Raw genomic sequence first — 25483 nt, 5'->3', positions numbered from 1 at the left:
TCGTCTCGCAAAAATAGCATCAGTCGAGTGAGGGTATAGAAACTCCTTCTGCTCCCCACATAGAGAAGTTAGAGAGTGTGAGATCTTGGTATTAGCTAGGTGATGTCTTTAACAGTGGCATCAGGACCGTTCTTCTTTACAGACTCGATCCCTTTCTCCATGGCAGCTTCGGAGGAATACATCTCACTACGACCGATGACCTCATGATTCCTGGCCTTCAATACGAAATACGGTTGCGAGGAATGAGACTTCTTCCTTTCGTACTGTTCGTCATGTGGAGAGTTCTTCTTGACGGACTCGATGCCGTTGAGGGCCGCTTCTTTTGACTTATAGGTCTCGCTGGTCAGAATGATCTCGCCATTGGCTGCCTTCAGGTTGAACATAAACTGGCTGTTTGCAGCCGGCTTCAATTCATAATGTGCAGACATGTATTCTCCTATCGTGCGTGATAGCTGGTCGGGTAAGCCTATAGCGAGCAAGGCCTTACCTTCCAGATGCCAAACACTTTACACGAAGCAGCTACCGCTTCACGAGTTTTCTGATGATGGAGAGGCAGATCGATAGAAAAACAGCTATAGAAACCCGAAGTCTACTGCAGCAGACTCTCTTCCGACCGAAGCCGCAGGATGCGGTCTACCGCATAAGGTGCGCGATGCGACGAGGTGTGGAAGTGGCGCACCTGGAGTTCTCCGAGCAAACCAATCCCAATCATCTGAACACCAGCCAAAATCAAGACTCCGGCGACAACGAAGAGCGGACCATGCATATCCATAACGTGCTGGCTGGTGATGAGCTTGAGGATGAGAAGCCAGGCAGCAAGTGCCGATCCCGCAAAGGCACTGAACGCACCAATCGTTCCAAAGAAGTGCAGCGGCCTAGTCATATACTTCAACAGGAATCGGATGGTCAGCAGATCGAAAAAGACACGGAAAGTACGAGAGATGCCATAGTGACTTTTGCCAAACTGACGGCTCGGATTGGAGATGGGAATCTCGCAGATGCTGGCGCCATACCAAGAAGCCAAGGCCGGAATAAAGCGGTGCATCTCTCCGTAAAGTGGGATGTTGTGGATGACCTCACGGCGATACGCCTTGAAAGTGGTCCCAAAATCGTGGATATTGACACCACTCAGAGTAGCCATAAGCCAATTGGCAATTCGCGAAGGAATGCGGCGCATAACGAAGTTATCGCCACGCTGAGCGCGCCAACCGCTAACAACGTCATAGCCTTCCTCGAGTTTGGCAAGAAAGTTCGGAATTTCGGCGGGGGAGTGTTGTAGGTCACCATCCATGGCCAGGATGAAGTCTCCCTGTGCGTGATCAAAACCAGCGGCCAAGGCCGAAGTCTGGCCGAAGTTCCGACGCAGCTTAATGACCAGAACGCGCGAATCGACGGCAGCGATCTCCTCAAGCAGGCGGTAGGTGCGATCGCGGGATCCGTCATCGACAAAGACGAGCTCAAACGACTCGCCGACATGCTCCATAACCGCTTTAAGACGGTCATAAAGGGTCGTCACATTGTCTTCTTCGTTATGGAAAGGAACGACGATCGAGTATTTCGGCACTCTTTGATGATACTCCCGAATAAAGCTCTAGTGACGAGATAGTAACGATGATCGAACCAGATTCCTTACCTTCTCGTGGCGAAGGCTTCCTAAAGAATATTCTCAATAAAGAGGAAAAATAGATTGATTACAAATACTTTATGCGTTGCGGAACATCTGTTTGATTCCCCGCAGAGCCTGGCGAGTCCGTTCTTCATTTTCGATCAGTGAGAAACGAACATAACCATCACCATGTTCACCAAAACCTACCCCGGGGCTGACAGCGACCTTTGCTTCATTAAGGAGTTTTTTAGAGAACTCAATTGACCCCAGGGAACGATACTGTTCCGGAATCTTTGCCCATGCAAACATGGTGGCCTTTGGCAGCTCGACTGGCCAGCCCAGCTTGTTCAGTCCCGGAACCAGGACATCGCGGCGCGACTTGTAGTTCTCGCAGATATCCTTTACGCATTCCTGTGAGCCTTCAAGGGCGGCAATGGAAGCAACCTGAATCGGGGTGAAGGTTCCGTAATCAAAGTAACTCTTAATGCGGCCAAGTGCAGCAACCAGCTTCTTATTTCCGACCATAAATCCGACACGCCAACCGGGCATGTTGTAGCTCTTCGAGAGAGTAAAGAACTCGACAGCGATCTCTTTCGCTCCTGGAACTTCGAGAACGCTGGGAGCACGGTAGCCGTCGAAGACGATATCGGCATAAGCAAGATCATGCACGATATAGATACCGAGTTCGCGACATAAGGCCACCACGCGCTCGAAAAAGCCGAGCTCTACGCATTGCGTCGTCGGATTCGCCGGGAAGTTGAGAATCAGCACCTTTGGGCGTGGCTCCATACGTGGGAGCTCATGCTCGAGCCGGGCGAGAAACTCGTCGGACGTAGCACCATCGATAGGAATGCTCTGCACGCGGGAACCCGCAATCACTGGGCCAAAGATGTGGATTGGATAGCTGGGGTTTGGCACCGCAACCGTATCAGCGTCATCGAGCACGGCCAGGCAGAGATGTGCGATTCCTTCCTTGGAGCCAATCGTGACAATGGCTTCGGTCTCAGGATCAAGATCAACGTTATAGCGAGTCTTATACCAGTTGGAGATGGCACGACGGAGACGTGGAATTCCCCGTGATAACGAATAGCGATGCGTCTGTGTCTTCTGCGCTGCCTCGATCAACTTATCGACGATGTTCTTCGGGGTTGCACCATCGGGGTTACCCATTCCAAAGTCGATGATGTCTTCGCCACGCTTACGAGCTGCTGCCTTCAGCTCGCTGGTGATGTTGAACACATACGCCGGGAGCCTGGTCAGTCTTCTAAACTCTTCCATTGCCTTTCTCGCTTGCCCTCTTGATTGATAATGCACCACAGCAAGGCCGCAAAGTCATGCAGCCTCAATGAAATTCAACCACGCTACTTCGCAGTAACGAGTACCTGCACAGGCAGGCTCTTCGGCGGGTAACAGGCCGCTTTATCGCAGGCCTGGTAGCGCAACACGCCATTGATGGTATGCGAACCTGCCTCCACCACAACGGGAACTTTTACCGTGAACGAGCCTGTGTAGACGTCAAGCTTTTCGTTTGGCTCAAAGCTGAAGCTGTAGGCCGTGCCCGTAGGATACTCAACCGGGGATGCGGTCACACCTGCGGCAGGCTGAAATGCTATGTTCGTTGGAATCAGCAACTCAGACTTCGGAGTGTGCGAGTTCACATGGAAACCCTCATTCACCTGGAACCGCAGCACGAGGGCGCCCTTCTTCCCTGCTGTCAGCCGCTGCTCTTCTGCCACATAGGTGATGTATTGCTTCGTTTTAGCCGGAGATATGGACATCGCTCCCTGCTGAGCGCCAGCCCATCCCGAGCACACCAGGATTGCAGTCAACACGACAGAACGAATCACATTCCACCTGCCTGTGCCGTCTGTCCAGAAGCGATCGTCTTCTTGATACTGGCCTCAATCTGATCCTTCGAACCAAGGCCAGCCGTTTGCTCCACAATGACGCCATTACGATCGATATAGAACGACATCGGCAGAACATCCAGACCACCGTAGGCATTCTGAACCTTCCCATCCGTCAGCAGGATTGGATAGGTGACACCGGCTTTCTGGACAACCTTGGCAATGGCATCTTTGCCCGCGTCAACATCATCCGCCAGGCCAAGAATCTCAAATCCCTGGGCTGCATACTGTTTGCGGAATTGCTCGAACCAGGGCATCTCTACCTTGCAGGGTCCGCACCATGTGGCCCAGAAATTCACCAGGACAGGACGTCCTTTATAGTCAGCCAGCGAAACCTTCTTGCCATCGAGACTGGTCAGCGAGAATTGTGGGGCCTGCTTCCCGCGCATCTTGGGAGCCATCTCGTCGCCCCCTTCGGACTGTTGTCTGTCCGGAATCAGGACGACCTGGTTCTCTCGCGCCTTTTGCATGGCCAACTTGCGCTCGCGCAGGTTATGCCACCCTGCCCAGAGAAGCAGGGCGACTCCTACTACCATTACCCCAAGAACCAACGCTCGACGCATCACCGTTTCTAACTTCCTTTCGCAGAGCCTGTCTCTTTAGTGTAGACGGAAAGCGAGCCCTTTCGCTTTCCGGCGGGCTATCGATAGGACTCTGCTAGCATCGGAAAGGTTCAGGAATGATGTCCGACGCTGCCCTCACCGCACGAGATCACACTTTACCTTCGGAGTTTGTTCGCATCGAGGCGCGCTCTCTGCTGGAACTGGCAATGCGCCTGGACGGAGCCATGCTTCCTGCCTTCCACCAGGCAGTTAGCCTGTTGCTGGAAGCAGTAACGAGGCAAAATCGCGTGATCGTTACGGGAATTGGAAAGAGCGGCATCATCGCCCGAAAGATCGCCGCTACACTGCGCTCCACCGGGACTCCGGCACATTATCTGCACCCCGCAGACGCAGTACATGGCGATTTGGGGATGTTGTCGCGCGGCGATACCGTTATCACTCTTTCGGCAAGCGGCGAAACCGAAGAGTTGCTACGACTGCTTCCCCTGCTCAAGCGATTGGCAGACAAGTTAATTACGCTCTGCGGGAATCCGGCATCCACTCTGGCGCAGGCTAGCGACATTGTTCTGGATACAAGCGTTTCTACCGAAGCATGTCCGCATAACCTCGCGCCGACAGCTTCAACGACCGTCATGCTCGCTCTCGGCGATGCCCTGGCGCTCGAGGTCAGTCGCCGTCGTGGATGGCGACGAGAGGACTTCGCCGAACTGCATCCTGGCGGAAGGCTGGGCAAGCGACTGGCGCGTGTGGGTGAACTGATGCATACGGGTGATGCGATGCCACATGTTGGGCCTGCAACGCCAATGCCTCAGGTGATCTACGAAATGTCGCGCAAGAAGCTCGGCATGACCACCGTTCTAATGGAAGACAGACAGCTACTGGGGATGATCTCGGACGGCGACCTGCGCCGTCTGCTGGAAAGAGATGGCGGACAGGCGCTTGAGCATACAGCTGGCGAAATCATGAATCCAAAGCCAGTAACTATCACTGTCGATGCATTTGCTTCCTCTGCATTGGCCTTGATGGAGGAGAAGAAGATCACCTCGCTGATCGTGATCTCGTCGAACGGCCACGCGGAAGGCGTGCTGCACCTGCATGACCTGTGGACGCTGGAACTGATCTGATCTGATTTCGCAGACATGCAGGGGCTATTCGCGAAAGTACCACTACGTCTATGGTCCCATCCCTCTTCCCGGTAGAATAGAAAGATCACTTCGATGCGCTCATCGAAAGAGCTGGAAGGTCAACAGAACGTATGCATCGCTGGTCGCAACTCTTCATCCCCACCCTGCGTGAAGCCCCTGCTGACGCAGAGGTGGCCAGCCACAAGCTGCTGCTCCGCGCCGGATATATTCGCCAGCTCGGCGCCGGCATCTACAGTTATCTCTTACTCGGCAATCGGTCAATCAACAAGATCGTCGCCATTGTGCGCGAAGAGATGGACAAGATCGGACAGGAATTTCTGCTCCCTGCGCTGAATCCAAGGGAGATATGGGAAGAATCAGGCCGCTGGCAGGTCATGGGTGAAAACATGTTTCGCCTGAAGGACCGTAAAGGCGCCGACCTGTGCCTGGGAATGACCCACGAAGAGGTGATGACCTCGATTGCCCGCAATGAGTTACGCAGTTATAAACAACTTCCCCAGATCTGGTACCAGATCCAGACCAAGTTCCGTGACGAACCGCGCCCGAAGTCGGGCCTGCTGCGCGTGCGACAGTTCATCATGAAGGATTCCTACTCGTTCGATATCGACGAGGCGGGCCTGGATGAGAGCTACCGGAAGCACGATGCCGCCTATCGCGCCATCTTTACGCGTTGCGGCTTGGAATTTGTCTCCGTGGAGGCGGATTCCGGCGCCATGGGAGGTTCGGCCTCGCAGGAGTTCATGGTCTACACCGATGCTGGTGAGGACCTGATCGCCAGCTCGGCTTCAGGCTATGCCGCAAACATCGAAAAAGCCACCAGCCGCCTTGAGGCGGTCGAAGATCTTGCTCCCACCGGTGACGGACAACCGGAGCTGGTACACACGCCGGGACAACGGACTATTGAAGAGGTCGGCGGATTCCTAAAGGTACAGCCGCAGCATCAGATAAAGACCATGGCCTACATGGCTGCCCTATCAGAGGCGGATCATGCCAAATTGGGCAAATTCCGTCCGGTAGTGGTCTTTCTTCGCGGCGATCATTCCCTCAACGAGACAAAGCTGGCTGCGCTTGCAGGCGGAGAGATTCGTCCGATGACCGCAGAAGAGATCGTTGAGGTATTCAAAGCTCCGGCTGGCTATCTGGGGCCGATCGGAGTCGAAGCAGCGCCGCATCCGAAGAAGCCGGGAACGCTCATTATTCTCGACAAAGCGCTGGAAGGCCGCACCAACCTGATCGCCGGAGCAAACAAAGAGGAATACCACCTCCGCAACGTCACTCCGACACGTGACTTCAAACCGACCCTGATCGCCGACGTGCGCAGCGTGGTCGAAGGCGAGGGAGATCCTATCGACGGCTCTCCTCTTCGGATCGGCAAGGCGGTCGAGATCGGCCATATCTTCAAACTCGGGCGCCGCTACACCGACGCGATGGGAGCCAGGGTGCTTAACCGCGATGGCAAAGAAGCAACGCCGATTATGGGATGTTACGGCATCGGCATTGAACGTATCCTGACCGCAGCGATCGAAGGTTCAGCAGCAGCCAATGATGGTTCGGCATTTGCTTTGCACCCGGCAATTGCCCCCTTTCAGGTGGTAGTGACCATCACCAACACCTCCGATGCTTCCCTGCTAGCTGCTGGCGAAAAGATCGCCGCTGACCTGACCAAGGCAGGCTTGGATGTTCTACTCGACGACCGCGACGAACGTGCCGGAGTGAAGTTCAAGGATGCCGATCTGATTGGTATTCCCTACCGGATCAACGTTGGACGCGGGGTTACAGAAGGAAAAGTGGAATTCGTTGATCGGCTGAACCGTCATACGCAAGAAATTGCACTGGAACAGGTTGCCTCGGCAGTAGCCGATCAGGTAACAGCCTCCTTACAACCTTTGCTTCCTGATACCGTCAAAGCGTCTTAAAGAAGAAAGAGCCCTTTGCCAGTCAAACTCAAATACGGCAGCAATAAAACCAACTCTCCGAAGAACCTCGTGGAAAGACTCCACTTGGACAACCGATTCGTGCGATACCTGGCAATTGCAGTTCTGGGGTGTATCGCCATCGGCTTGGCGACGCTTGGCTACTATTACTTTAAATATGAACGCGTGGTAGACGAACGGTTGGCCAAAGGACCGCTGTTTGCAAACGTCTCACAGATTTACGCTGCGCCCCGCGAAGTACGTGACGGCCAAAAGCTTTCAGTATCGACGATTGCCACCGATCTTCGGAGAGCGGGATATAACAGCAACTCGCAACTTGGAACATTTCAGCTCAACGGCGACAGCATTTTTATCAAGCCCGGGCCGCAGAGCTATCACACCACAGACGGCGCAACCATCACGACGCAGAACGGAGTCGTCCAGAAGATCACTGCCGAAAACGGAGCTCCGCTAAGTGCATATGAGCTGGAGCCGCAGCTCATCACGGCCCTCTCAGAAGACAACAGCCGCACAAAGCGTCTTCTGATCACCTATAAAGACATCCCTCCTCGTATGGTCCAGGCCGTAACCTCGATCGAAGATCGCAACTTCTTCGAACATAACGGCATCAATTTTTTACGCATTGCTCGGTGTGGCATCGAAGATATCGTAAGCGGGCGTAAGCGCTGTGGTGGTTCTACGCTCACGATGCAGCTCGCGCGTGGCTTCTTCCTTTCCCCCGAAAAACACCTCAAGCGGAAAATGATCGAGATCATGATCACGCTTCAGCTTGAGTCACGCTTCTCCAAGCAGCAGATCTTCGAGATGTATGCCAACCAGATGAACCTGGGTCATCTGGGCAGCTACGAAATCAACGGCTTTGGCGAAGCAGCTCATGCGTTCTTCGGTAAGAATCTCAGCCAGCTTGATACCGCAGAGTGCGCGTTGCTCGCGGGCCTGCTCCAGAATCCTAGCTATCGAAATCCTTATCGACACCCTCAACGCGCAATCGAGCGTCGCAATGTTGTACTTGATTCGATGGTAGAGACAGGAGCAATCTCCTCTTCTGAAGCAACCCGAGCTAAAGCAGAACCTCTTCATCTTGTTCCACCGAACGTTGAAGCCAGCCAGGCGCCTTACTTCGTTGACCTGGTGCACGAACAGCTGGTCAAGCGCATCAGCGATCAGGATGTCGCACATCAGAATCTTCGCATCTACACCTCGCTCGATCCCGACCTTCAGCGTGCTGCATCCGAAGCCGTCGATATCGGCATGAAGAACGTCGATGAGATTCTTCACAAGCTGCACGCTAAGAGCACGACGCCGATAACATATCCACAGGTAGCCCTGGTTGCGCTAAATCCGCATACCGGGCAGATTCTGGCCCTCGTTGGCGGACGCAACTATAGCACCTCGCAGCTAAATCATGCGATGGCTAAGCGGCCGACCGGATCGATCTTCAAACCCTTCGTGTATGCAGCGGCTTATAACACTAGTCTGAACGGCACTTCGCTGGGACAGTCCGGGGTCTTCACTGCCGCCACGCATCTGAACGATGAAGCCACAACCTATACCGACGCCTCTGGCCGCACCTACACTCCACGAAACCTCATCAGCGGCTATAAGGGCGATGTTATCGCGGCCTACGCTCTCGCTCACTCCCTGAATGCCGCCACCATCCAGCTTGCGCAGATGGTAGGTTTCGACAATGTAGCTGCTCTTGCCCGCGCATCAGGCATCACCAGCGCCCGCGGTACTCCTTCGGTTGCGATCGGCACCTACAACGCCACCCCCATCGACATGGCGGGAGCCTATAGTGTCTTCGCAAATGGAGGCGTCCACCTTACTCCCTGGATGCTGGCCTCGGTTCGCAATGCAAATGGCGATATCGTCGCCGACTACTCCCCCGAAGCCAAGCAGGTGATGGACCCACGTGCGGCCTTCCTTACGCAATCGCTGATGGAAGGTGTCATGAACTATGGAACCGCGGCTGGCGTCCGGGCCCGCGGATTCAGCGCCCCTGCTGCAGGCAAAACCGGAACCAGCCACGACGCTTGGTTTGCGGGATACACGTCCAACCTCATCTGCATTGTCTGGGTCGGCAACGATGACTACACTACGCTTCCAACCCAGCTTGAAGGCGCTCGCGCCGCCGCGCCCATCTGGGCTGAGTTTATGAAACGGGCCATCCAGCTTCCTCAGTACTCGGATGTAAAACCTTTCTCTCCCCCTGATGGCATCACCATCGTCAAGATCGATCGCGACTCCGGCCTGCTCGCTGATCCTGCCTGTCCCGACCGTACGATGAATGTCGCATTCCTCGATGGCACCGCACCCACAGGAAGCTGCTCTCAGATGAATGAGAATCCGCAGAACTTCTTCCAGAAACTCTTTGGGTTCGGCAGCCATCCCGCGCAGGTCTCTCCACAGGCGCCTGCTGCTACGAATCCGCACCCGCCAGCGACTCCGCAGCATCCTGTTCCTGCAAACCCTGTAACCGTTCCAATCGCTCCCCCCCAACAGGAGCAACAGCCTGAACAGCCTAAGAAAAAGAGAAACATCTTCCAGAAGATCTTCGGCGGCGGCGGAGACAAGAAGCAGCCATCCGAACCGCAATAAAAGCTGCACCGTCTATGATGTCTTCTGAACAACGGGCTTCTTCTTGATATATAAACCCATTGCCCCAGAGGAGAATCCAGCCTGCAACAAAAACTGCGACAATGGATGCCGGGCGACAGCAATACCATTGATCGTTTCGATCAGCATCCCCGCGCGAGCATCGCCTTCTTCAACCTTCTTCTCTACACGCTCTACTAGAAATTTAGCGAGGCCCTGCATCCTCTGCGTCCGCCGCGGCTCCTCTTCCGGCAGAAACACCTGGATATTCGGGTTTCCTCGTCGGAGATATGCAGTTAGCTCCCCCGCCGCAAGGATAACCTTCGCTCCAACACTTCGAGAGAGCATTGCTCCTGCCTCAGAGGCAGGCCACCGCAGCAACGCGCCATAAGGATTCGCTGGATCGGTAGCCGCTAATTCAATCACATTCAGGCCTCTGTCTTCTCGCTCAAAACGAAACGAGCGCAGCATCTCGACTGCTGATGGTGCTGCGAACTGCGTGGCTCCAAGATCAGCAACGAAGTAGCCACGGCGCACTCTTCCGCTTTCTTCCATCGCTTTGAGTACGTCATAAACAGCAGAGAATCCTCCGGGGAGGCTCTCCGCTTGAGCCGTCTCACGAAAGACAAGACCATACCGCACCAGCAATTGCTGTGCAACAGAATGGCTCCACTGCGTTACAGACCGTCCCTCCATCCATGCGCCAGGCTGCAAAGCCCATCGCCCTTGTGCTGTCGGAGGAGTCGTTCTTCGCGAACGAAACGACGATGCCTGCGGGCCTTGCAGATGCACTCGACGAGAAGGTTTACGCTGCTCTGCTTGAGATGCGCAATAGGCCCGAAGCGCTGCCATGCCATCGTTCGTCACCAACCCTTTCCACACCAGCGACCATAATGCGTCAATCGATTCTCCCGGATACCCTCCTCCAACCGCCTCATGAAGATCCTGGAAAAAAGACGCGCCACGTATTTGAAGATTAGAGACGATTGCTTGCTCGCGTTCGGTCACCGCCGCATTTCGACCAACAGGCCAAAGTTCATTGAGCTTCTCGGCAAGATAAAGAACAATCCTCCCATCACGCTCACCGAGAGACTCCAGACCGACCCATACCACTTCTCCTGCCGCCATCAGAGCGTCCAGATCGCTCGGTTTGTATCCTGCAATTCGTGCGGGAAGAATCTCCGTTTCAAGAATCGATGCCGGCACCGGCGCTCCCTGTAGGTTTTCGATTGCATCCAGGAGAGCATCCAAGCCCCTCCTCGGCTGTGCAACTCCTTGCCACCGGTTCTGCATACGAACTAGGGCCGCTTGCTCTACCGGCTCGATCTCTTTGCGTAAACGCGCAAGACTCTTGCGCCGGATGGTGCGCAGTACTTCATCGTCACACCACTCTTGATGAGATCCTCCAGGACGAAATCCTCCCTCGATGAGACGACCCGTCTGCACCAACCCTTCAAGCACTTGCTCTACTTTCAGCGGTTCCAGCTCAAAGCGTGCAACCACCTCCGCTACCGTAAAGGGTCCGTGAGTCCGGCTGTACCGTCGCGCCAGATCAACCAGTGCATCCCTTCGCGGTTCGAGAAAAACCGCCGGCAGTCCAACCGGCAGTTTGCTCCCCAATGCATCCCGGTATCGTGCTGCATCTTCAACAGCAATCAATCTGCGTTGATCCGCAACCTCAATCTCGATAATGCGCCTTGCTTGCAGTAGTTTTTCAACACTCGTGGCCACCTGTTCGTCTAAACAGCGGAGCGCTAATTCGTCACGAGAAAGGTCTCCTATACGCAGGAGCATATCGTGCACGCCGTCCATCGTTCGCGCTCTGAAACTCGCGGATATGCACTGTAGCTGCACCTCAGTCTCTTCGATTGCATTTGCATCCAAAAGCTCCCGCAAGTCGGCATCACCCATGAGGTCGCGCAGCTGTTCGAGATCAATCGAAAGCGTTTGGGCTCTTCGTTCTGCCAGTGGAGCATCGCCATCGTAAATATAGTTCGCCACATAGCCGAACAACAGAGACGAAGCAAACGGGCTGGGTGTACGCGAATCCACCACGTGAATCTGAAGAGTGCGACCGGCGATATCGCGAAGCGCCTCCTTCAGCGCCGGCATATCGAAGACATCCCGCAAGCACTCGCGATATGCCTCCAGAATCATGGGAAATTCAGGATATCGGCTCGCTATGCCCAATAGGTCATACGCTCGCTTTCGCTGCTGCCACAAGGGCGTTCGACCAATCGCTCGATGCCGGGGGAGCAACAGCGCGCGCGACGCACTCTCACGAAACTTCGCCGCAAACATCGCGGTCGCGCCAAGATTTTGGGTGACCAACACAGATGCCTCTTCTGGAGAAAGCAGAAATGGCTCAACTGACGGGGGCTCATCTGCTTCAGGAAATCGCAGGACAAAACCGTCTTCACTCCACATCATCTCTACATCCGGCCCGCCGAGCGCATGCACCTTTGCTACCACCGCCATCGCCCACGGAGCATGAACCCGGCTACCGAAGGGAGTAAGCAAACAGACACGCCAGAAACCCAGCTCATCACGCACACGTTCGATCAAAACAGTGCGATCATCAGGCACGATTTTCGTTGCCCGCTCTTGATCGGCGATGTAGTGCAATACATTCTCAGCAGCAATCGGATGCAAGTCATGTTCTTCAACAAGTCGAGCAATCGCTGCAGGACGAGGCATCTCGCGAATCTCCCGAACAAACGCGCCAATTCTTTTGCCAAACTCAATCGGTCTTCCTGGACGATCTCCATGCCAGAACGGAGTCTTTCCTGCCTCGCCAGGTGCCGGCGTAACAAGAACACGGTCCTGCTTGATCTCCTCAATCCTCCAGGCCGAAGCTCCCAATACAAAAACTTCGCCGGGCCTGCTCTCGAAGACCATCTCTTCGTCCAACTCTCCGACACGAATCGGCTTATCCCGATCACCCGCAAGAAAAACCCCGTAGAGTCCTCGATCAGGAATCGTACCCGCATTCAGGATGGCAATTCGTCGTACTCCAGATCGAGGAGTAATCCAATTCTTCACACGGTTCCATGTAATGCGAGGGCGTAACTCCGCAAATTCGTCAGAAGGATAGCGACCAGCCAGCATGTCCAACACTCCATCGAAGGCAGAACGGCTCAACCTTGCGAAGGGAGCAGCACGCCCGATCATCTGAAACAAAGCTTCATAGCTGACCCCAGGTTCTTCCTCCTCGTCGCTCCATCGGGCAATGCGTTCGCGTTCCTGAAGAGACAAAGGTGGGTAAGAGACGATCGCAACGATCTGCTGAGCCAACACATCCAGCGGATTGCGCAAGAACCTTATAGCCTCTACATGCCCTTCATGCATCGCCCGAGTTACCGCAGCGCAAGCAATCAGATCAGATCGATACTTTGGAAAAATCACACCGCTTGAAGGCATGCCGACTTTGTGTCCAGCACGACCAATCCGTTGCATTCCACTGGCAACCGATGGAGGTGATTCAATCTGAATTACCTGATCGATGGCTCCCATATCAATCCCAAGCTCCAGCGACGAAGTCGCCACCAAAGCGCGGATCTCACCAGCCTTGAGCAGTGCTTCGATCTCGCTTCGCTGCGAAGCCGCTAACGAGCCATGGTGCGCCCGGGCCAGAGGCTCGCCTGCGAGATCGTTCAATGTGCTCGCCATCCGTTCAGCAATACGACGCGCATTGACGAAGATCAGTGTCGACCGGTGTCGACGCACAATCTCAAGAACACGGGGAAAGATCGACTGCCAGATCGATGTTCGTTTCAGAACATCTCGTTTGTCCTTCTCTTTTGGGAGCCTACCATCACGCCCTGTATCCAGTTGCGCCATGTCCTCCACGGGAACTTCTACCCGAAGCTCCAGCATTTTGTGGGCGCCTGTATTTATGATGGTGACCGGACGATACCGCGGAAATACAGCCTCTCCCTGCTCTTGATCGACAAGGTCATCGTCGTTGTTATTTCCATGCAACACATCAGTTGCAGATGCATCTTTGATCGCGATGGGCCCCGTTGTACCGCCAAGGAATCGTGCTACCTCTTCCAAGGGCCGCTGGGTCGCTGATAGTCCGATCCGCTGGATCTTCCTTCCACACAGCTCTTCCAGTCGCTCCAATGACACGGCAAGATGCGCACCCCGTTTGGTCGGCACCAGGGCATGGATCTCATCGATAATGACTGTCTCTACAGCCCTCAAAGCCTCGGATGCGGCTGAAGTCAGCATCAGATACAGGCTCTCCGGGGTTGTAATAACGATCTCGCCAGGATACCTTCGGAATCTTACTCTCTCTCGTTGTGGTGTATCGCCTGTTCGAACGCTGATCTCAGGAATGTGCACCGCAACGCCTTCGCGTTTTGCAAGCGATGCAATTCCTTCTAGCGGCCGTTGCAGATTACGTTCAACATCCACGGCCAGCGCTTTTAATGGAGAAACATAGATGGCCTTTGTTCCGCAACCAATGTCAGAGGTACGATGAAACATCAGACGATCCAGACACCAGAGAAACGCTGAAAGCGTCTTACCGGTTCCGGTCGGCGCAAGGATCAAAGTGGACTCTCCCCGTGCAATGGCAGGCCACCCCTCAGTCTGAGGAGCCGTAGGCTCTCCCAATGATTCACTGAACCAACGGGCGGTCAGCGGATGAAAAAGTCCTAGAGCTTCTGCTTCTCGTTTCCGTGCAGGTGAACTTGTCACCTTGTTTTTCTTTGATTTGGATTCTACGTGTGGCATGGTTTCGGTGCTTGCAAGCACCACTATACGATGCGCTGAGAGGGCAACCTGTTACAAGGTATGCGTCAAGTGCGCACCACAGGCCGGTAAAAAAAGGATTCAGAAGAGAACTCTGTTTCAAAAAGGTCAGTCGATCCTTCGGCCTGCTCTGCATTTCCCAACAAAAGATAACCGTCGTCCGCCATGCGCTGGTAGACCGTGTGAAAAACATGACTTCTGTCTTCCTGGGAGAAGTAAAGAAGCACATTTCTCAACAGGACAAGATCGAAAGTGGGAAGACTCGGTGGCGGCGTACAGAGATTCACAGGATAAAACTCACACATCGCACGTAGACGCGGATTGATCTCCCATTCTTCTTTATCGCGGTGAAAGTACTTCAACAACATTCGCGCCGGCAGTCCACGGTTGATCTCCAATCTTCCGTAGCGTCCAGCCCGAGCATACTCGATCACCTTTCGAGAGATATCGCTTCCAAAAATCCTTACGTCCCATGAGGTCGTCTCCGGTAGATGCTCGGCTAGAAGGATCGCAAGACTATACGCCTCCTGCCCCGTCGAACTCGCTGCGCTCCATATTCGTAGCCTGCGTTCTTCTCTTCTGCGTTCAACCAGCTGCGGCAAAAGAATATCTCGCAACAGGTTGAACGTTTTCACATCCCGGAAAAAACTGGTCTCATTGATGGTCATTGCTTCGGCAACCGCGCGATGCAGGTGCGGCGGCTGATCGTTCTTTAACAGGTTAACGAAATCCCTTAGGCTCGCCACTCCCGCAGACTTTGCAATCGGTGTCAACTTCGTATCGAACAGCGCATTCCGCGAAGGATCAATCAGGTTGGCAGATTGCTCCAACACCAGCTCACGCAGGTACGCATAATCTGCATCAGTGCAGCCCATGAATCACCTCGCGCATAGGACCGGTAGTTGTATTGCGCAACGACACTTCTGTCTTCAAGGGGGAATTTGCCCGGACCCTCTGATTCACCTCGCGTGACATCACCCGCAGAGGAAGCGTCGCATCGGCAATTCCGGACTCGACTATTCTCCCAGGCATCCCCCAGACTGCCGAGGTAGCCTCGTCTTGCGCCAGAACAACGCCTCCTCGCTGATGAATTGCCCTGGCTCCTTCCAGACCATCGGAGCCCATTCCGGTCAGGACCAGCGCCAGAGTTCCCGCTCCGTACACCCGCGCGGCTGAGTAGAACAGGTAGTCCACAGCAGGTCGGCAGTAATGCAGCGGCTCTCGGTCGTGCAACTTAACCTGCGTTGCCTTTTGACCGCCCTCATAACGCTCCGAAAACGACGGCGCCATCTCGATCTCCATGTGAATATCTCCTGGAGCCAGCCAGACGGTTCCTCGTCGCAGTGGAGCTCCGTGATAAGCCTCTTGAACGTGCAGAGAGCAGCATCGGTCCAGACGCTCCGCCAACACATGGGTAAAAACCTTCGGCATATGCTGCACAATCAGTATCGGCACCGGAAGGTCCGACGCAAACTCTGGCAGAAGCTGTTCCAGTGCCGTCGGGCCGCCCGTGGAAACCCCAATCACTACAACCTCAACCGCCGTTGTCAGAGAGCCACCCGCGACAGGGTTTGTTCTCGAGATCGCAGTCTGACTGATCTTCGCAACTTCTTTCTGCTGTCCAGTCGATCGAACCTGTCCCCCGGCAAAAGCCGCAATCCTCGGTAATAGCTGCTGCGCCAGAGAGGACAAGGCGCTCTCAAAATCGCGCTGCCCTGCCGGTTTCATCACATAGTCCGCCGCACCGCGCGCCAACGCATCCAGAGTTGCGCGAGCGCCTCTCTCCGTATGAGAACTGCACATGATAACTGGAAGATGTGGATTGCTTTGACGCAGGCGTTCCAACACCTCCAGGCCATTCATCCTCGGCATCTCCAAATCGAGAATCAGAACATCTGGCGCCAGTCTTGCCACCTGCTCTACGCACTCTACGCCATCGCGAGCTGCATCCACGAGTTCCATTTGTGGCAGATCGCTCCGTCTGCTCCCGGAATAACGCTTGAATAAGGTCCGCATCACCTCACGTATCACCGCTGAATCATCCGCTGCAAGAACGCGCAAAGGCTGTGTCTCAAAGGAACTCATCACCGTCTATCCAGTCTCCCTAAATCCGAGAACTTCTCTGCTTTCTTCTCACGCGGCAAAGCCGAGCAACATCATCTTTTCTCGCAGGCTCTCTGGCGTGAACGGTTTCATCAGAAACTCATCAGCACCATGGTCGAGCGCCCTTGCAATGAAGCAGTTGTCGGCTTCCGTGGTTACCATCATCACCTTCATCTCCGGATGCAACTGCGCTCTGCGAACAGCCTGGATACACTCCAGTCCATTCATCACTGGCATATTCAGATCCAGCAACATCAGGTCGAAGTTTTCCTCCGCTGCAAGCACTGTAAGAGCGTGACTTCCATCCACCGCCTCTTCGCAGGTCACGCCCATACGGTCCAGCAGGTGTCGCAGATATTCCCGGATAAAGCTTGAATCATCCACAATGAGTGCTCTCATTGGCTCTCCTGTTTCTGTTACCGGAACATTCCGGTCTCTGCCAACCTCGAAGGCCGCAATTTCTGGGGATCAAGCTGCACCAGGAGATTGCCCTCCATCTTGTAAGCCCCATCGAAAAGCCACTTGCACTTCGCATCCAATGTGCAGGGGTTCGCCTCTAACATATTTCGACCAACAGTAACCACACTACCCACTGCATCCACCATCAGGCCAAACCTCTCCTGACCTTCATCATCTTCCAGAACCAGCACACATCCAGTCTCTGGACTCTCAGGTAATCCCAGCAAAGCGCGAAAGCTGATCGTCGTCAGCACATCACCGCGATAAGGAACGACTCCTGCGATAAATACTGGAGCCATTGGAACCCGTTCCAGGCCTCGCCGGCCGAGCACCTCACGGATCTTGCCCGTATCAATCCCAAAGCTCTCTTCACCGGCAAACATCGAACACACAGATACGCTCTCGGCTTCCTCCTGGATGTGCATCTCCTGTTCAACGATCTTCATGCGACCTCCTTCCAGCCCTTCGTTGCCTCCGCTCCAAAGCCCCGGAAAATCGTCGTCAACCTCTCCTTAACCAGCGCCAGGTCGATCTCTCCATTCGCGGCATCTTGCTCCAGAAGAGTTCCATCCGATACATCAAGCACCTGGCGAACCACAATTCCTATCCGCGAGCTTCTCGTCTGCGGATCTCCACAGATCAGAACCGTAATCGAAACATCGTCTCTTTGAAGTCCAGCTTCATCCAGCACATGGCCATCGTCGCGAAGTCGCAGAAGTTCGCTACGATACTGCAACATGGGCAAACCATTAGCATACTCAATCCGATCCAGAGGAACGCTCTCAATGCGCTCCACAACACCCAGTGGAAGCGCTGTTCTTTCGCGCGCACGATCTTCAAAAACCAGGAACGACGACCCGTCCTGCTGCGTTTCAGTCACCAGATCTTCTTCCTTCTCTTCCATCATCGGTTTCACGCCTGCGCGAGCCGCCGCGGCAGCAATATCCAAAATCAGGGCCAGGGCCCCATTGCCCAGAACAGTGGCTCCTGAAAAGAGTCCAATCTCGCGCAACACCGCCGAAAGAGGTTTAACCACAATCTCCTCCGGAGCCAGCAGATCATCCACCACCAGTCCATAGCGACAGCCCTCGGCCTCCAACACCGCCATGTAAACACCATGGTCCTCCGGAGTTCTCTTTAAGCCCAGCAGGCGATCTAGCCATACCATCGGCAACAGTCGCTCGCGCAGGCGATAAACTTCGGTGCTCCCCACACGTTCAATCACCTGGGAGGCATCTCGCTCCGGGATATAGACGAGCTCCACCAATGCAGTCTGCGGAAGCGCAAAGCTCTGCCCACCGCTTCGCACAACCAGCGCAGGAACAATCGCAAGCGTCAAGGGAACTCGCAGACGCAGCGTCGTACCCATGCCGACCTTGGACTCCAGTTCAACGCTCCCCCCAACCTTCTCTACATTGGCGCGTACAACGTCCATGCCCACGCCGCGACCCGATACAGTCGTCACTGCCGATGCCGTTGAAAATCCAGGTAGGAAGATCAACTGCAAGGCTTCTCGCTCGCTCATCTCCTCGGCCTGTTCCGGTGTCACCAGACCTCGCTCGATCGCCTTGGTCAGCACGCGGTCAATTGCGATTCCCCCGCCATCGTCTGAAACTTCGATCACAACCGAACCACTCTGATGGAAGGCTTTGAGACGCAAACACCCTTCAGCTGGCTTGCCTGCCAACACACGATCCGCAGGAGACTCAATACCGTGGTCCACAGCATTGCGAACTGCATGCGTCAGTGGATCTTTGATCGCCTCAAGGAGACTTTTATCCAACCCCGTCTCCTGACCGTAAAACTCGATCCGCACCTCACGCTTGCAGGTCCTGGCCAGATCACGAACCATCCGTGGGAATTTGCCGAAGAGGTTTCCAACCGGCTGCATGCGAGCTTGCATCACCGTCTCTCGCAGGTCCGCGGTCACGCTGTCCAGCCTGCGGGCCAGCTCGGGAAAGCTCGTCGACTCAACTCCGCTCTGCAACATCTGGTTCCGAGTCAGAACCAGCTCTCCTACGAGATTCATCATGCGGTTGAGAACTTCCACGTCAATCCGTAGAGTCTTATCGCTGTTCGAAACAGCAGCCTGCGAAATTCCCTGCCCGGAGCCCGCACCTTCAGAACCAGAGGGATTTATCTCCGCAGGAGACTTCATCGTGACGACCGGCGCCACCTTGTCGACTTCGTAGGCTTCGCCGTTCAACCGGGCAAGCTCTGCGATTAAATCGCTATCTTCATCCTCAGTGCGAGTCCCTTCTCCGCCAGTCTCCTCAATTAACATAAGAATTTCGCGCAGACCGTCGAGCAACCGCAACAGGCCGCTGACCAGCTCTTCAGTGACAGACAATCGGCCTTCCCGAAGCGAACCCAGGAGATGCTCTCCCGCATGGGCCAGCTTTTCCAGTCGGTCAAATCCCAGAAATCCGGTCGTCCCCTTGATCGTATGCACTGAGCGGAAGATCTCTCCCACCAGCTGCCCATAGTCTTCAGGCCGGGCTTCAAGCTCAGTCAGGCACCGCTCCATGCGGTCTAATCCCTCCTGACTCTCCGCGATAAACTCTTTTGTCAGATCGTCCACATCCCTCTTATCGGGAAAGATCAACGAAGCATTAGTAATCGTGGACTTGTCATCTTTTCAGGCAACCGGTAGCCTCACCCCATGTCTCAAAACGAATCACATCGCGGTATCTCCCCAGAACAACGCGATCAGCTTCACCATCTCGCACGTCAGGTTGCGGAAAACGCCTACGCCCCGTACAGCCAGTTCCGAGTAGGAGCCGCCATATTGCTCGAAGATGGAAAGACTGTAACTGGATGCAATGTTGAAAATGCATCCTATCGCCTCACTACATGCGCTGAGCAGTCCGCCATCGCCTCAGCCGTCGCGCTTTATGGACCCTCCATCCGCATCCGGGCGATCGTCATCGCCAATCTCAATCATGCTGCCAGCCAGCCCTGTGGAGCCTGCCGTCAGACAATTCACGAGTTCAGCTCGCCGCAAACAGAGGTCTTCTTCCCCGACGCAGATGATTCCCTCACCCGCGCAACTCCCGCGGACCTCTTACCCTACGCCTTCATCCTGAAAGAACCTTCACCTGCTCCCGGAAATAGATCTACGCCATGAACCCCATTCACCCCATTGATGTGGTCCTGCGTAAACGCGATGGTCACTCTCTTCGTGATGAGGAGATCCATGCCTTCATTCGCGCCATTGTTGAACGCACTCCGGAAAGACAGCTCGTCACTGACGCCCAGATCGCAGCCTTCCTGATGGCCGTCTTCCTTCGTGGACTCGACGCCCGCGAGCTCGCCACTCTCACGTCGGTGATGCGTTTCTCTGGAGACACCTTCGACGCCACACCTCTCAAAACCTTCACCGTCGACAAGCACTCCACCGGCGGCGTTGGCGACAAGACATCACTGCTCATCGCCCCTATCCTCGCCGCTGTTGGTCTTGCTGCCCCTACACTCGAAGGAATTCCCGGCATCTGTGTCCCCATGATCAGCGGCCGCTCTCTTGGTCACACCGGAGGAACGCTCGACAAGCTGGAAACCATCCCCGGATTCAATACACAACTGAATCTGCAGCAACTGGCGGAAACACTCAAACAATGCGGTGCTGCACTCATCGGGCAGACGCCACGTATCGTTCCCGCCGACCGTACGCTTTATGCTCTGCGTGACCACACCGGCACAGTCGAATCCCCTTTCCTCATCACGGCCAGCATCATGAGCAAGAAGCTCGCCGAATCTCTCAATGCTTTGGTCCTCGACGTAAAAGTCGGCTCTGGCGCTTTCATGCCCAGCTACGAAAAATCAAAGTTCCTCGCCGAATTGATGGTCCAGACCGGGGAGACCTCTGGAACTCGCACTGTCGCTCTGCTCACCAGCATGAACGAACCGCTTGGCCGCTTCTCGGGCAACTGGATCGAAGTATGGGAGTGTGTCGACATCATGCAGGGCAGACGTCACCCGGTGTCTCGCGATCTCATCGAACTCTCAAACATCCTCTCTGGATGGATGCTCCATCTGGCAGGTCGTGCCTCGACCCCGGAAGAGGGTGCCAGGCTCGCCGATCAAATCCTTACCTCCGGCGATGCTTACAAAGCGTGGCTCAAGATCATCGCAGCCCAGGGAGGAGATCTGTCCGTCTTCGAAAATCCCGCCTCGCACCACAAGCCAACCGCCTCACGCATCCTCAAAGCATCTCAGTCTGGCTATCTGGCTTCCATGGATTGCAAACAAGTGGGCTGGGCTGTCCAGCGCCTCGGAGCCGGCCGTGCCAAACCCGGGGATCCGGTCAGTGCCCATGCCGGTATCGAATCTCATGTGAAACTTGGCGATCATATCGAAGAAGGCCAGCCTCTCTTCACCCTCTTCAGCGAAGATGCCTCCCTGCTCGATGAACCCGAACAGATGTTACAAAACACTCTCGTCCTCACAGCTGAGCCCCCCGTCATCGAGCCACTCATCCGTGAAACCATCTCCGCCTCAGGAGCACAACCATGACTCTCGCGTCTCGCTCCGAAAAAGAAAAGATGATCGCCGGCGAACTTTACAACGCCGAAGATCCTGAGCTGGTTGCGGACCGTGCCCACACAGCCCTGCTTCAGCACCGGTACAACTCCACTTTGCATCACACTGATACGCATTTTCCCCTGCTCCAACAACTTCTTGGCTCTGTGGGGAAAGGCGCAGTGGTCAGACCACCATTCTTTGTCGACTACGGTTACAACATCCATATCGCCAGTAGCGCGTTCCTGAACTTCAACTGCGTTCTCCTCGATGTCACCAGCATCACGATCGGAGAGCGAACCCAGATCGGTCCTGCGGTTCAGATCTATGCCGCTGATCACCCTCGAGATCCAGCAATCCGTCGCGTCAATCTCGAAAACGGACGCCCCGTCCGTATCGGCGCCAACGTCTGGATCGGGGGTGGGGCAATCATACTTCCCGGAGTTACCATCGGCGACGACGCCATCATTGGAGCCGGTTCTGTTGTTACCCGCGATGTACCTTCTGGAGCGACAGTTTTCGGTAACCCTGCTAGAATCAAGCGACAAGTTCCATAAAAATCAGATTTCCGATTCACTTTGCCGTAGATTCGTTGTCCGCTTTCTGCCTTGAACTGAAAAGCATCACCATCAGCAGGCTCACTGGGCCCTCTTCGTCTTTTAAAAAGAAGCCTGCGCCAGAAAGCACGAACTGATGAACTACGCTTTTCTTCCCGATCTCTCAGCCTTGGCGATTCTTATCGTCATTCTGTTGCTGCTTCGCCGCCACCATCCTCAGCGGCAAGCCAACCTCTGGCTGCTCGGACTCTTCTTCACTCTCATTGAGTCTTCCGCGCATATCTTCTATACCCCAAACGGACTTCCCGGCACGTTTTTGCATACGATCGTCATCGTCTGTTATCTTCTCGCTGGAGCCGTCTTCGTCTGGGCATCCGGCGATCATCCTCCTTCTGATCGGAGGAGCTTCCTCTTCCTCTTGATTAACATCTTCCCCCTCCTTGGAACCTGTGCGACCTATGGCCTGCACCTGTTCTCGGCGAAAGCGTTTTTGCCCTGGGTAGCCCTCGGACTGGTTGCCGGAATTGTCAGCGCTCTTTATCTCCATCGCAATCGGGTCCACGCCCTGCTGCTGGCTGCCGGATGGCTGTCGATGGGCCTGCTTGTCTCTCATGGCAAATACCGGGATGCGGTCTACTGGAGCCTAGGCGTCGTCTACGCTCTTGCTACCGCCAACTTCTACCACAAGCTCCCACGCCGCAGCACAGGCAGGCTTGCCATCGTCACTGGATTTTCCATCTGGTCCTTCTTTTTCTTCCTTCATCCCTTCATCGTCCACTATCGCACCTACGCCGATATCGCCTCACATCTCTGGAATCTACAGAAGTCCCTCATCTCCATCGGCATGATCCTTGTCATGCTGGAAGAGCAGGTCACCTGTAACCGCTGGCTCGCTCATCACGATGAGCTAACCGGCCTTCCCAACCGCCGTTCCTTTGAAGATCAGCTCTCGACCGCATTAGAGCGATGCCGTCGTGCTCATTCAACTCTGGCTCTCTTCATGCTCGACCTCGATGGTTTTAAGCAGATCAATGACACACACGGACATCACGCTGGCGATCAGCTTCTTCGTCACGTCGCCGCCAACCTACAGGAGCACGTCAAGGGATACAGCGCCATCGCCCGCCTTGGAGGCGATGAATTCACCTTGGTGGCCTGCGATCCCCATCTCAGTGAAACCGTCGAGCAGCTTCGTGACGCCATCCGCGACGCCACCGAACGACCATTCTCCTTCGACGGAAACAACCTCACCGTCTCTGCCTCCATCGGAATCGCGCTTTTTCCCGAAGATGCCGACGACGCGACCCGCCTCTTGAGAATCGCGGACCTTCGTATGTACTCCATCAAGCAGGCTCGCACGCCGTTGCGTCATGTCCGCCTCGACAGTGTTCCGTCTCTTACTGCAAGTGGGCGATTTCGCAGCCGCACCGCCTCCGGACATCTCTAAGAAACTGCTGGTTCTCCGCACGCGAAGCCTTTACACTCTTCCCACCAGCACATCTGCACTCTTGTAGGAGAGCCACCTCTTTGTATCGATTCACCGGACTGCTCGGACTTCTCGTCTTCCTCGCGCTCGCCTACGCCTTCTCCACCAACCGCCGCGCCATCCGCTGGCGCACTGTCGCCTGGGGTCTCGGGCTCCAGATCGTCTTTGCGGTCATCGTTCTCAAGTCCACCATCGGACAGCAAATTTTCACAACGGCTGGCAATGGCATCAACAAACTGCTTGCCCATTCCATCGCCGGATCTTCCATGGTCTTTGGCTATCTGGGCGGTAACAACTCCACCGCCTCCGTCTTCGCCTTCCGCGTCCTGCCGACCATCATCTTTATCTCGGCCTTCTTTGCTGTGCTCTATTACATCGGCTTCATGCAGTTGGTCATTCGAGTCTTCGCCTGGGTCATGCAGAAGACCATGGGAATCTCTGGAGCTGAATCCACGAATGTCGCCGCCAGCATCTTCATGGGGCAGACCGAGGCCCCGCTCACCATTCGACCGTTTCTCGATGGAGCCACTTACTCCGAACTGATGACCATCATGACCTCCGGTATGGCGCACGTCTCCGGCGGAATCATGGCAGCCTATATCGCCTATGGAATCCATGCCTCTGACCTGCTTGCCGCCGTCATCATGACAGCTCCCGGCACCATCCTCATCTCCAAGATGCTTGTGCCCGAAACCGAAGTCCCGGCTACCGCAGGCATCGTCAAGATGCCACCGACTGAAGAGCATGCAAATGAAAACCTCATCGGAGCGATCGCGCGCGGAACCATCGATGGCGGCTCACTCGCCTTCAACGTCGCCATCATGCTCATCAGTTTTCTTGCGCTCGTCAGCCTTGCGAATGCCGTCCTCGGTGGGATTCACAATTATCTGCTCCCGCATCACATTCCTTTTCCCGAAAGCCTCAATGCCATCCTTGGTTTCTTCTTTGCGCCAATTGCATGGTTGATTGGGGTTCCCTGGCACGAAGCAAAACTCGTGGGCAATCTTCTCGGGACCCGCACTGTACTCAATGAACTGGTAGCCTACACCGATCTTGGTGCGCAGAAAGCCATCCTCTCACCGCGAACCTTTACTATCGCCACTTTTGCTCTCTGTGGATTTGCCAATCTCAGCTCCATTGGTATCCAGATCGGAGGCATCGGAGCGCTGGTTCCGAATCGCCGCAACGATCTCGCTCGATTAGGCCTTCGTGCCATGCTCGCGGGAACGATGGCGAACCTGATGTCCGCCTCTATTGTTTCCATGCTTCTTCGCTGATCACAGGCAACCTTTTCGGAATAACAACATTTTCGATGGCCCCGCGTTTACCTCACAGAACGCTTCGCGGAAGTACACACGCAAAAGCGTCAGTGAGGGCTACGATGAAATCTCCCCGAGTCGCTGTTGTCATCCTTGCGCTTCCCCTGATCCTTCTTGTGGGGTGCTCCTCTCCTCGACCATATGCCTATGCACCGCCTCCACCACCTCCGCCGCCTTATAACTCTGTCCCTCCATTGATTGATCGTGCGAATCATGAAGGCTTCCGTATAGGAGTCGATGCCGGCACGCGCGATGCCTATCGCGGCTTCAGCTATCAGCCTCGCCGCGATAGGGCCTTCCACGACACTCCCGGATACGATCCCGCTCTCGGACCATACGGCCCTTATCGCGATGCATTTCGAAATGCATACCTGCGAGGATACGATCGAGGGTTCTATCGTCGATAATCACAGCTCCTAATACAAAACGTTGCCTGTACATTGATCGAGGGCTCCTGCGTCTCACGCTGGGAGCCCTCGATCTTTACATGAGCCTCTGAATCTCATAACCTTCACTCGCAAGCTAAATCGCTT

General features: G+C 55.0%; 20 protein-coding genes. 9 read left to right on the top strand and 11 right to left on the bottom strand.

Annotated elements, in window-relative coordinates; genetic code table 11:
• Positions 1–95 precede the first annotated feature (95 nt).
• The 5 genes from H7846_RS08855 to H7846_RS08835 all read right to left on the bottom strand — a co-directional run bounded on the left by H7846_RS08855 (position 96) and on the right by H7846_RS08835 (position 4076).
• Positions 96–428, bottom strand: coding sequence for a YegP family protein (locus H7846_RS08855; protein ID WP_186696083.1), 333 nt, complete (start codon positions 426–428; stop codon positions 96–98).
• Positions 429–589: 161 nt separating this feature from the next.
• Positions 590–1564 carry a glycosyltransferase family 2 protein gene (locus tag H7846_RS08850; protein WP_186696082.1) on the bottom strand — a complete coding sequence of 325 codons (975 nt, stop codon included), beginning with the start codon at positions 1562–1564 and terminating at the stop codon, positions 590–592.
• A gap of 138 nt (positions 1565–1702) precedes the next feature.
• Positions 1703–2884, bottom strand: coding sequence for an alanine transaminase (gene alaC, locus H7846_RS08845; protein ID WP_186696081.1), 1182 nt, complete (start codon positions 2882–2884; stop codon positions 1703–1705).
• 83 nt (positions 2885–2967) lie between these two features.
• Positions 2968–3453 (bottom strand): protein-disulfide reductase DsbD N-terminal domain-containing protein, encoded by a 486-nt coding sequence (locus H7846_RS08840; protein ID WP_255460960.1) that lies wholly within the window; start codon positions 3451–3453, stop codon positions 2968–2970.
• Positions 3450–4076 carry a TlpA family protein disulfide reductase gene (locus tag H7846_RS08835; protein ID WP_255460959.1) on the bottom strand — a complete coding sequence of 209 codons (627 nt, stop codon included), beginning with the start codon at positions 4074–4076 and terminating at the stop codon, positions 3450–3452. The genes H7846_RS08840 and H7846_RS08835 overlap by 4 nt, the downstream gene beginning before the upstream one ends.
• Before the next feature lie 116 nt (positions 4077–4192).
• On the opposite strand from H7846_RS08835, the gene H7846_RS08830 reads away from it, so the two are divergent.
• The 3 genes from H7846_RS08830 to H7846_RS08820 all read left to right on the top strand — a co-directional run bounded on the left by H7846_RS08830 (position 4193) and on the right by H7846_RS08820 (position 9753).
• Complete coding sequence (locus tag H7846_RS08830) at positions 4193–5200, top strand: KpsF/GutQ family sugar-phosphate isomerase (RefSeq protein ID WP_255460958.1); 1008 nt, start codon at positions 4193–4195, stop codon at positions 5198–5200.
• A gap of 131 nt (positions 5201–5331) precedes the next feature.
• On the top strand, positions 5332–7137 hold the full coding sequence (locus H7846_RS08825; protein WP_186696080.1) for a proline--tRNA ligase: 1806 nt from the start codon (positions 5332–5334) through the stop codon (positions 7135–7137).
• An 84-nt stretch (positions 7138–7221) separates the two neighbouring features.
• Positions 7222–9753: a transglycosylase domain-containing protein gene (locus H7846_RS08820; protein ID WP_255460957.1), complete on the top strand. Its 2532-nt coding sequence runs from the start codon at positions 7222–7224 to the stop codon at positions 9751–9753.
• 12 nt (positions 9754–9765) lie between these two features.
• Here the strand turns inward: H7846_RS08820 and H7846_RS08815 are convergent, their stop codons facing one another.
• From H7846_RS08815 to H7846_RS08790, 6 genes are all read right to left on the bottom strand, one after another.
• Positions 9766–14454 (bottom strand): Lhr family helicase, encoded by a 4689-nt coding sequence (locus tag H7846_RS08815; RefSeq protein ID WP_370561395.1) that lies wholly within the window; start codon positions 14452–14454, stop codon positions 9766–9768.
• Between the two features lie 101 nt (positions 14455–14555).
• Positions 14556–15383 carry a CheR family methyltransferase gene (locus H7846_RS08810; protein WP_186696077.1) on the bottom strand — a complete coding sequence of 276 codons (828 nt, stop codon included), beginning with the start codon at positions 15381–15383 and terminating at the stop codon, positions 14556–14558.
• On the bottom strand, positions 15370–16593 hold the full coding sequence (gene cheB, locus H7846_RS08805; protein WP_186696076.1) for a chemotaxis-specific protein-glutamate methyltransferase CheB: 1224 nt from the start codon (positions 16591–16593) through the stop codon (positions 15370–15372). Before cheB ends, H7846_RS08810 begins: the two co-directional genes overlap by 14 nt.
• Positions 16594–16641: 48 nt before the next feature.
• Entirely contained in the window at positions 16642–17010 is a 369-nt protein-coding gene (locus tag H7846_RS08800) for a response regulator (protein WP_186696075.1), read from the bottom strand.
• 17 nt (positions 17011–17027) lie between these two features.
• The gene (locus H7846_RS08795) at positions 17028–17516 is read right to left on the bottom strand and encodes a chemotaxis protein CheW (RefSeq protein ID WP_186696074.1); all 489 of its coding nucleotides are present in this window, start codon (positions 17514–17516) and stop codon (positions 17028–17030) included.
• A complete protein-coding gene (locus H7846_RS08790; RefSeq protein WP_186696073.1) occupies positions 17513–19651 on the bottom strand; it encodes a chemotaxis protein CheA in 2139 nt (712 codons plus the stop codon). The genes H7846_RS08795 and H7846_RS08790 overlap by 4 nt, the downstream gene beginning before the upstream one ends.
• An 81-nt stretch (positions 19652–19732) precedes the next feature.
• Here H7846_RS08790 and cdd point away from each other — a divergent pair, with 81 nt between their 5' ends.
• The 6 genes from cdd to H7846_RS08760 all read left to right on the top strand — a co-directional run bounded on the left by cdd (position 19733) and on the right by H7846_RS08760 (position 25357).
• A complete protein-coding gene (cdd, locus tag H7846_RS08785; RefSeq protein ID WP_186696072.1) occupies positions 19733–20197 on the top strand; it encodes a cytidine deaminase in 465 nt (154 codons plus the stop codon).
• Positions 20194–21582, top strand: a complete 1389-nt coding sequence (locus H7846_RS08780; RefSeq protein ID WP_186696071.1) for a thymidine phosphorylase — start codon at positions 20194–20196, stop codon at positions 21580–21582. The genes cdd and H7846_RS08780 overlap by 4 nt, the downstream gene beginning before the upstream one ends.
• On the top strand, positions 21579–22145 hold the full coding sequence (locus tag H7846_RS08775) for a sugar O-acetyltransferase (RefSeq protein WP_186696070.1): 567 nt from the start codon (positions 21579–21581) through the stop codon (positions 22143–22145). The genes H7846_RS08780 and H7846_RS08775 overlap by 4 nt, the downstream gene beginning before the upstream one ends.
• Before the next feature lie 136 nt (positions 22146–22281).
• The gene (locus tag H7846_RS08770; RefSeq protein ID WP_186696069.1) at positions 22282–23592 is read left to right on the top strand and encodes a GGDEF domain-containing protein; all 1311 of its coding nucleotides are present in this window, start codon (positions 22282–22284) and stop codon (positions 23590–23592) included.
• A gap of 80 nt (positions 23593–23672) precedes the next feature.
• The gene (locus H7846_RS08765) at positions 23673–24908 is read left to right on the top strand and encodes a NupC/NupG family nucleoside CNT transporter (RefSeq protein ID WP_186696068.1); all 1236 of its coding nucleotides are present in this window, start codon (positions 23673–23675) and stop codon (positions 24906–24908) included.
• Positions 24909–25012: 104 nt separating this feature from the next.
• Positions 25013–25357, top strand: coding sequence for a hypothetical protein (locus H7846_RS08760; protein ID WP_186696067.1), 345 nt, complete (start codon positions 25013–25015; stop codon positions 25355–25357).
• The last annotated feature ends 126 nt before the right edge of the window (positions 25358–25483 follow it).

Source organism: Edaphobacter sp. 4G125, from assembly GCF_014274685.1.
Classification (GTDB): Bacteria; Acidobacteriota; Terriglobia; order Terriglobales; family Acidobacteriaceae; genus Edaphobacter.
The sequence above is the reverse complement of the archived record's forward strand: the minus strand, read 5'-3'. Positions and strand labels throughout refer to the sequence as shown.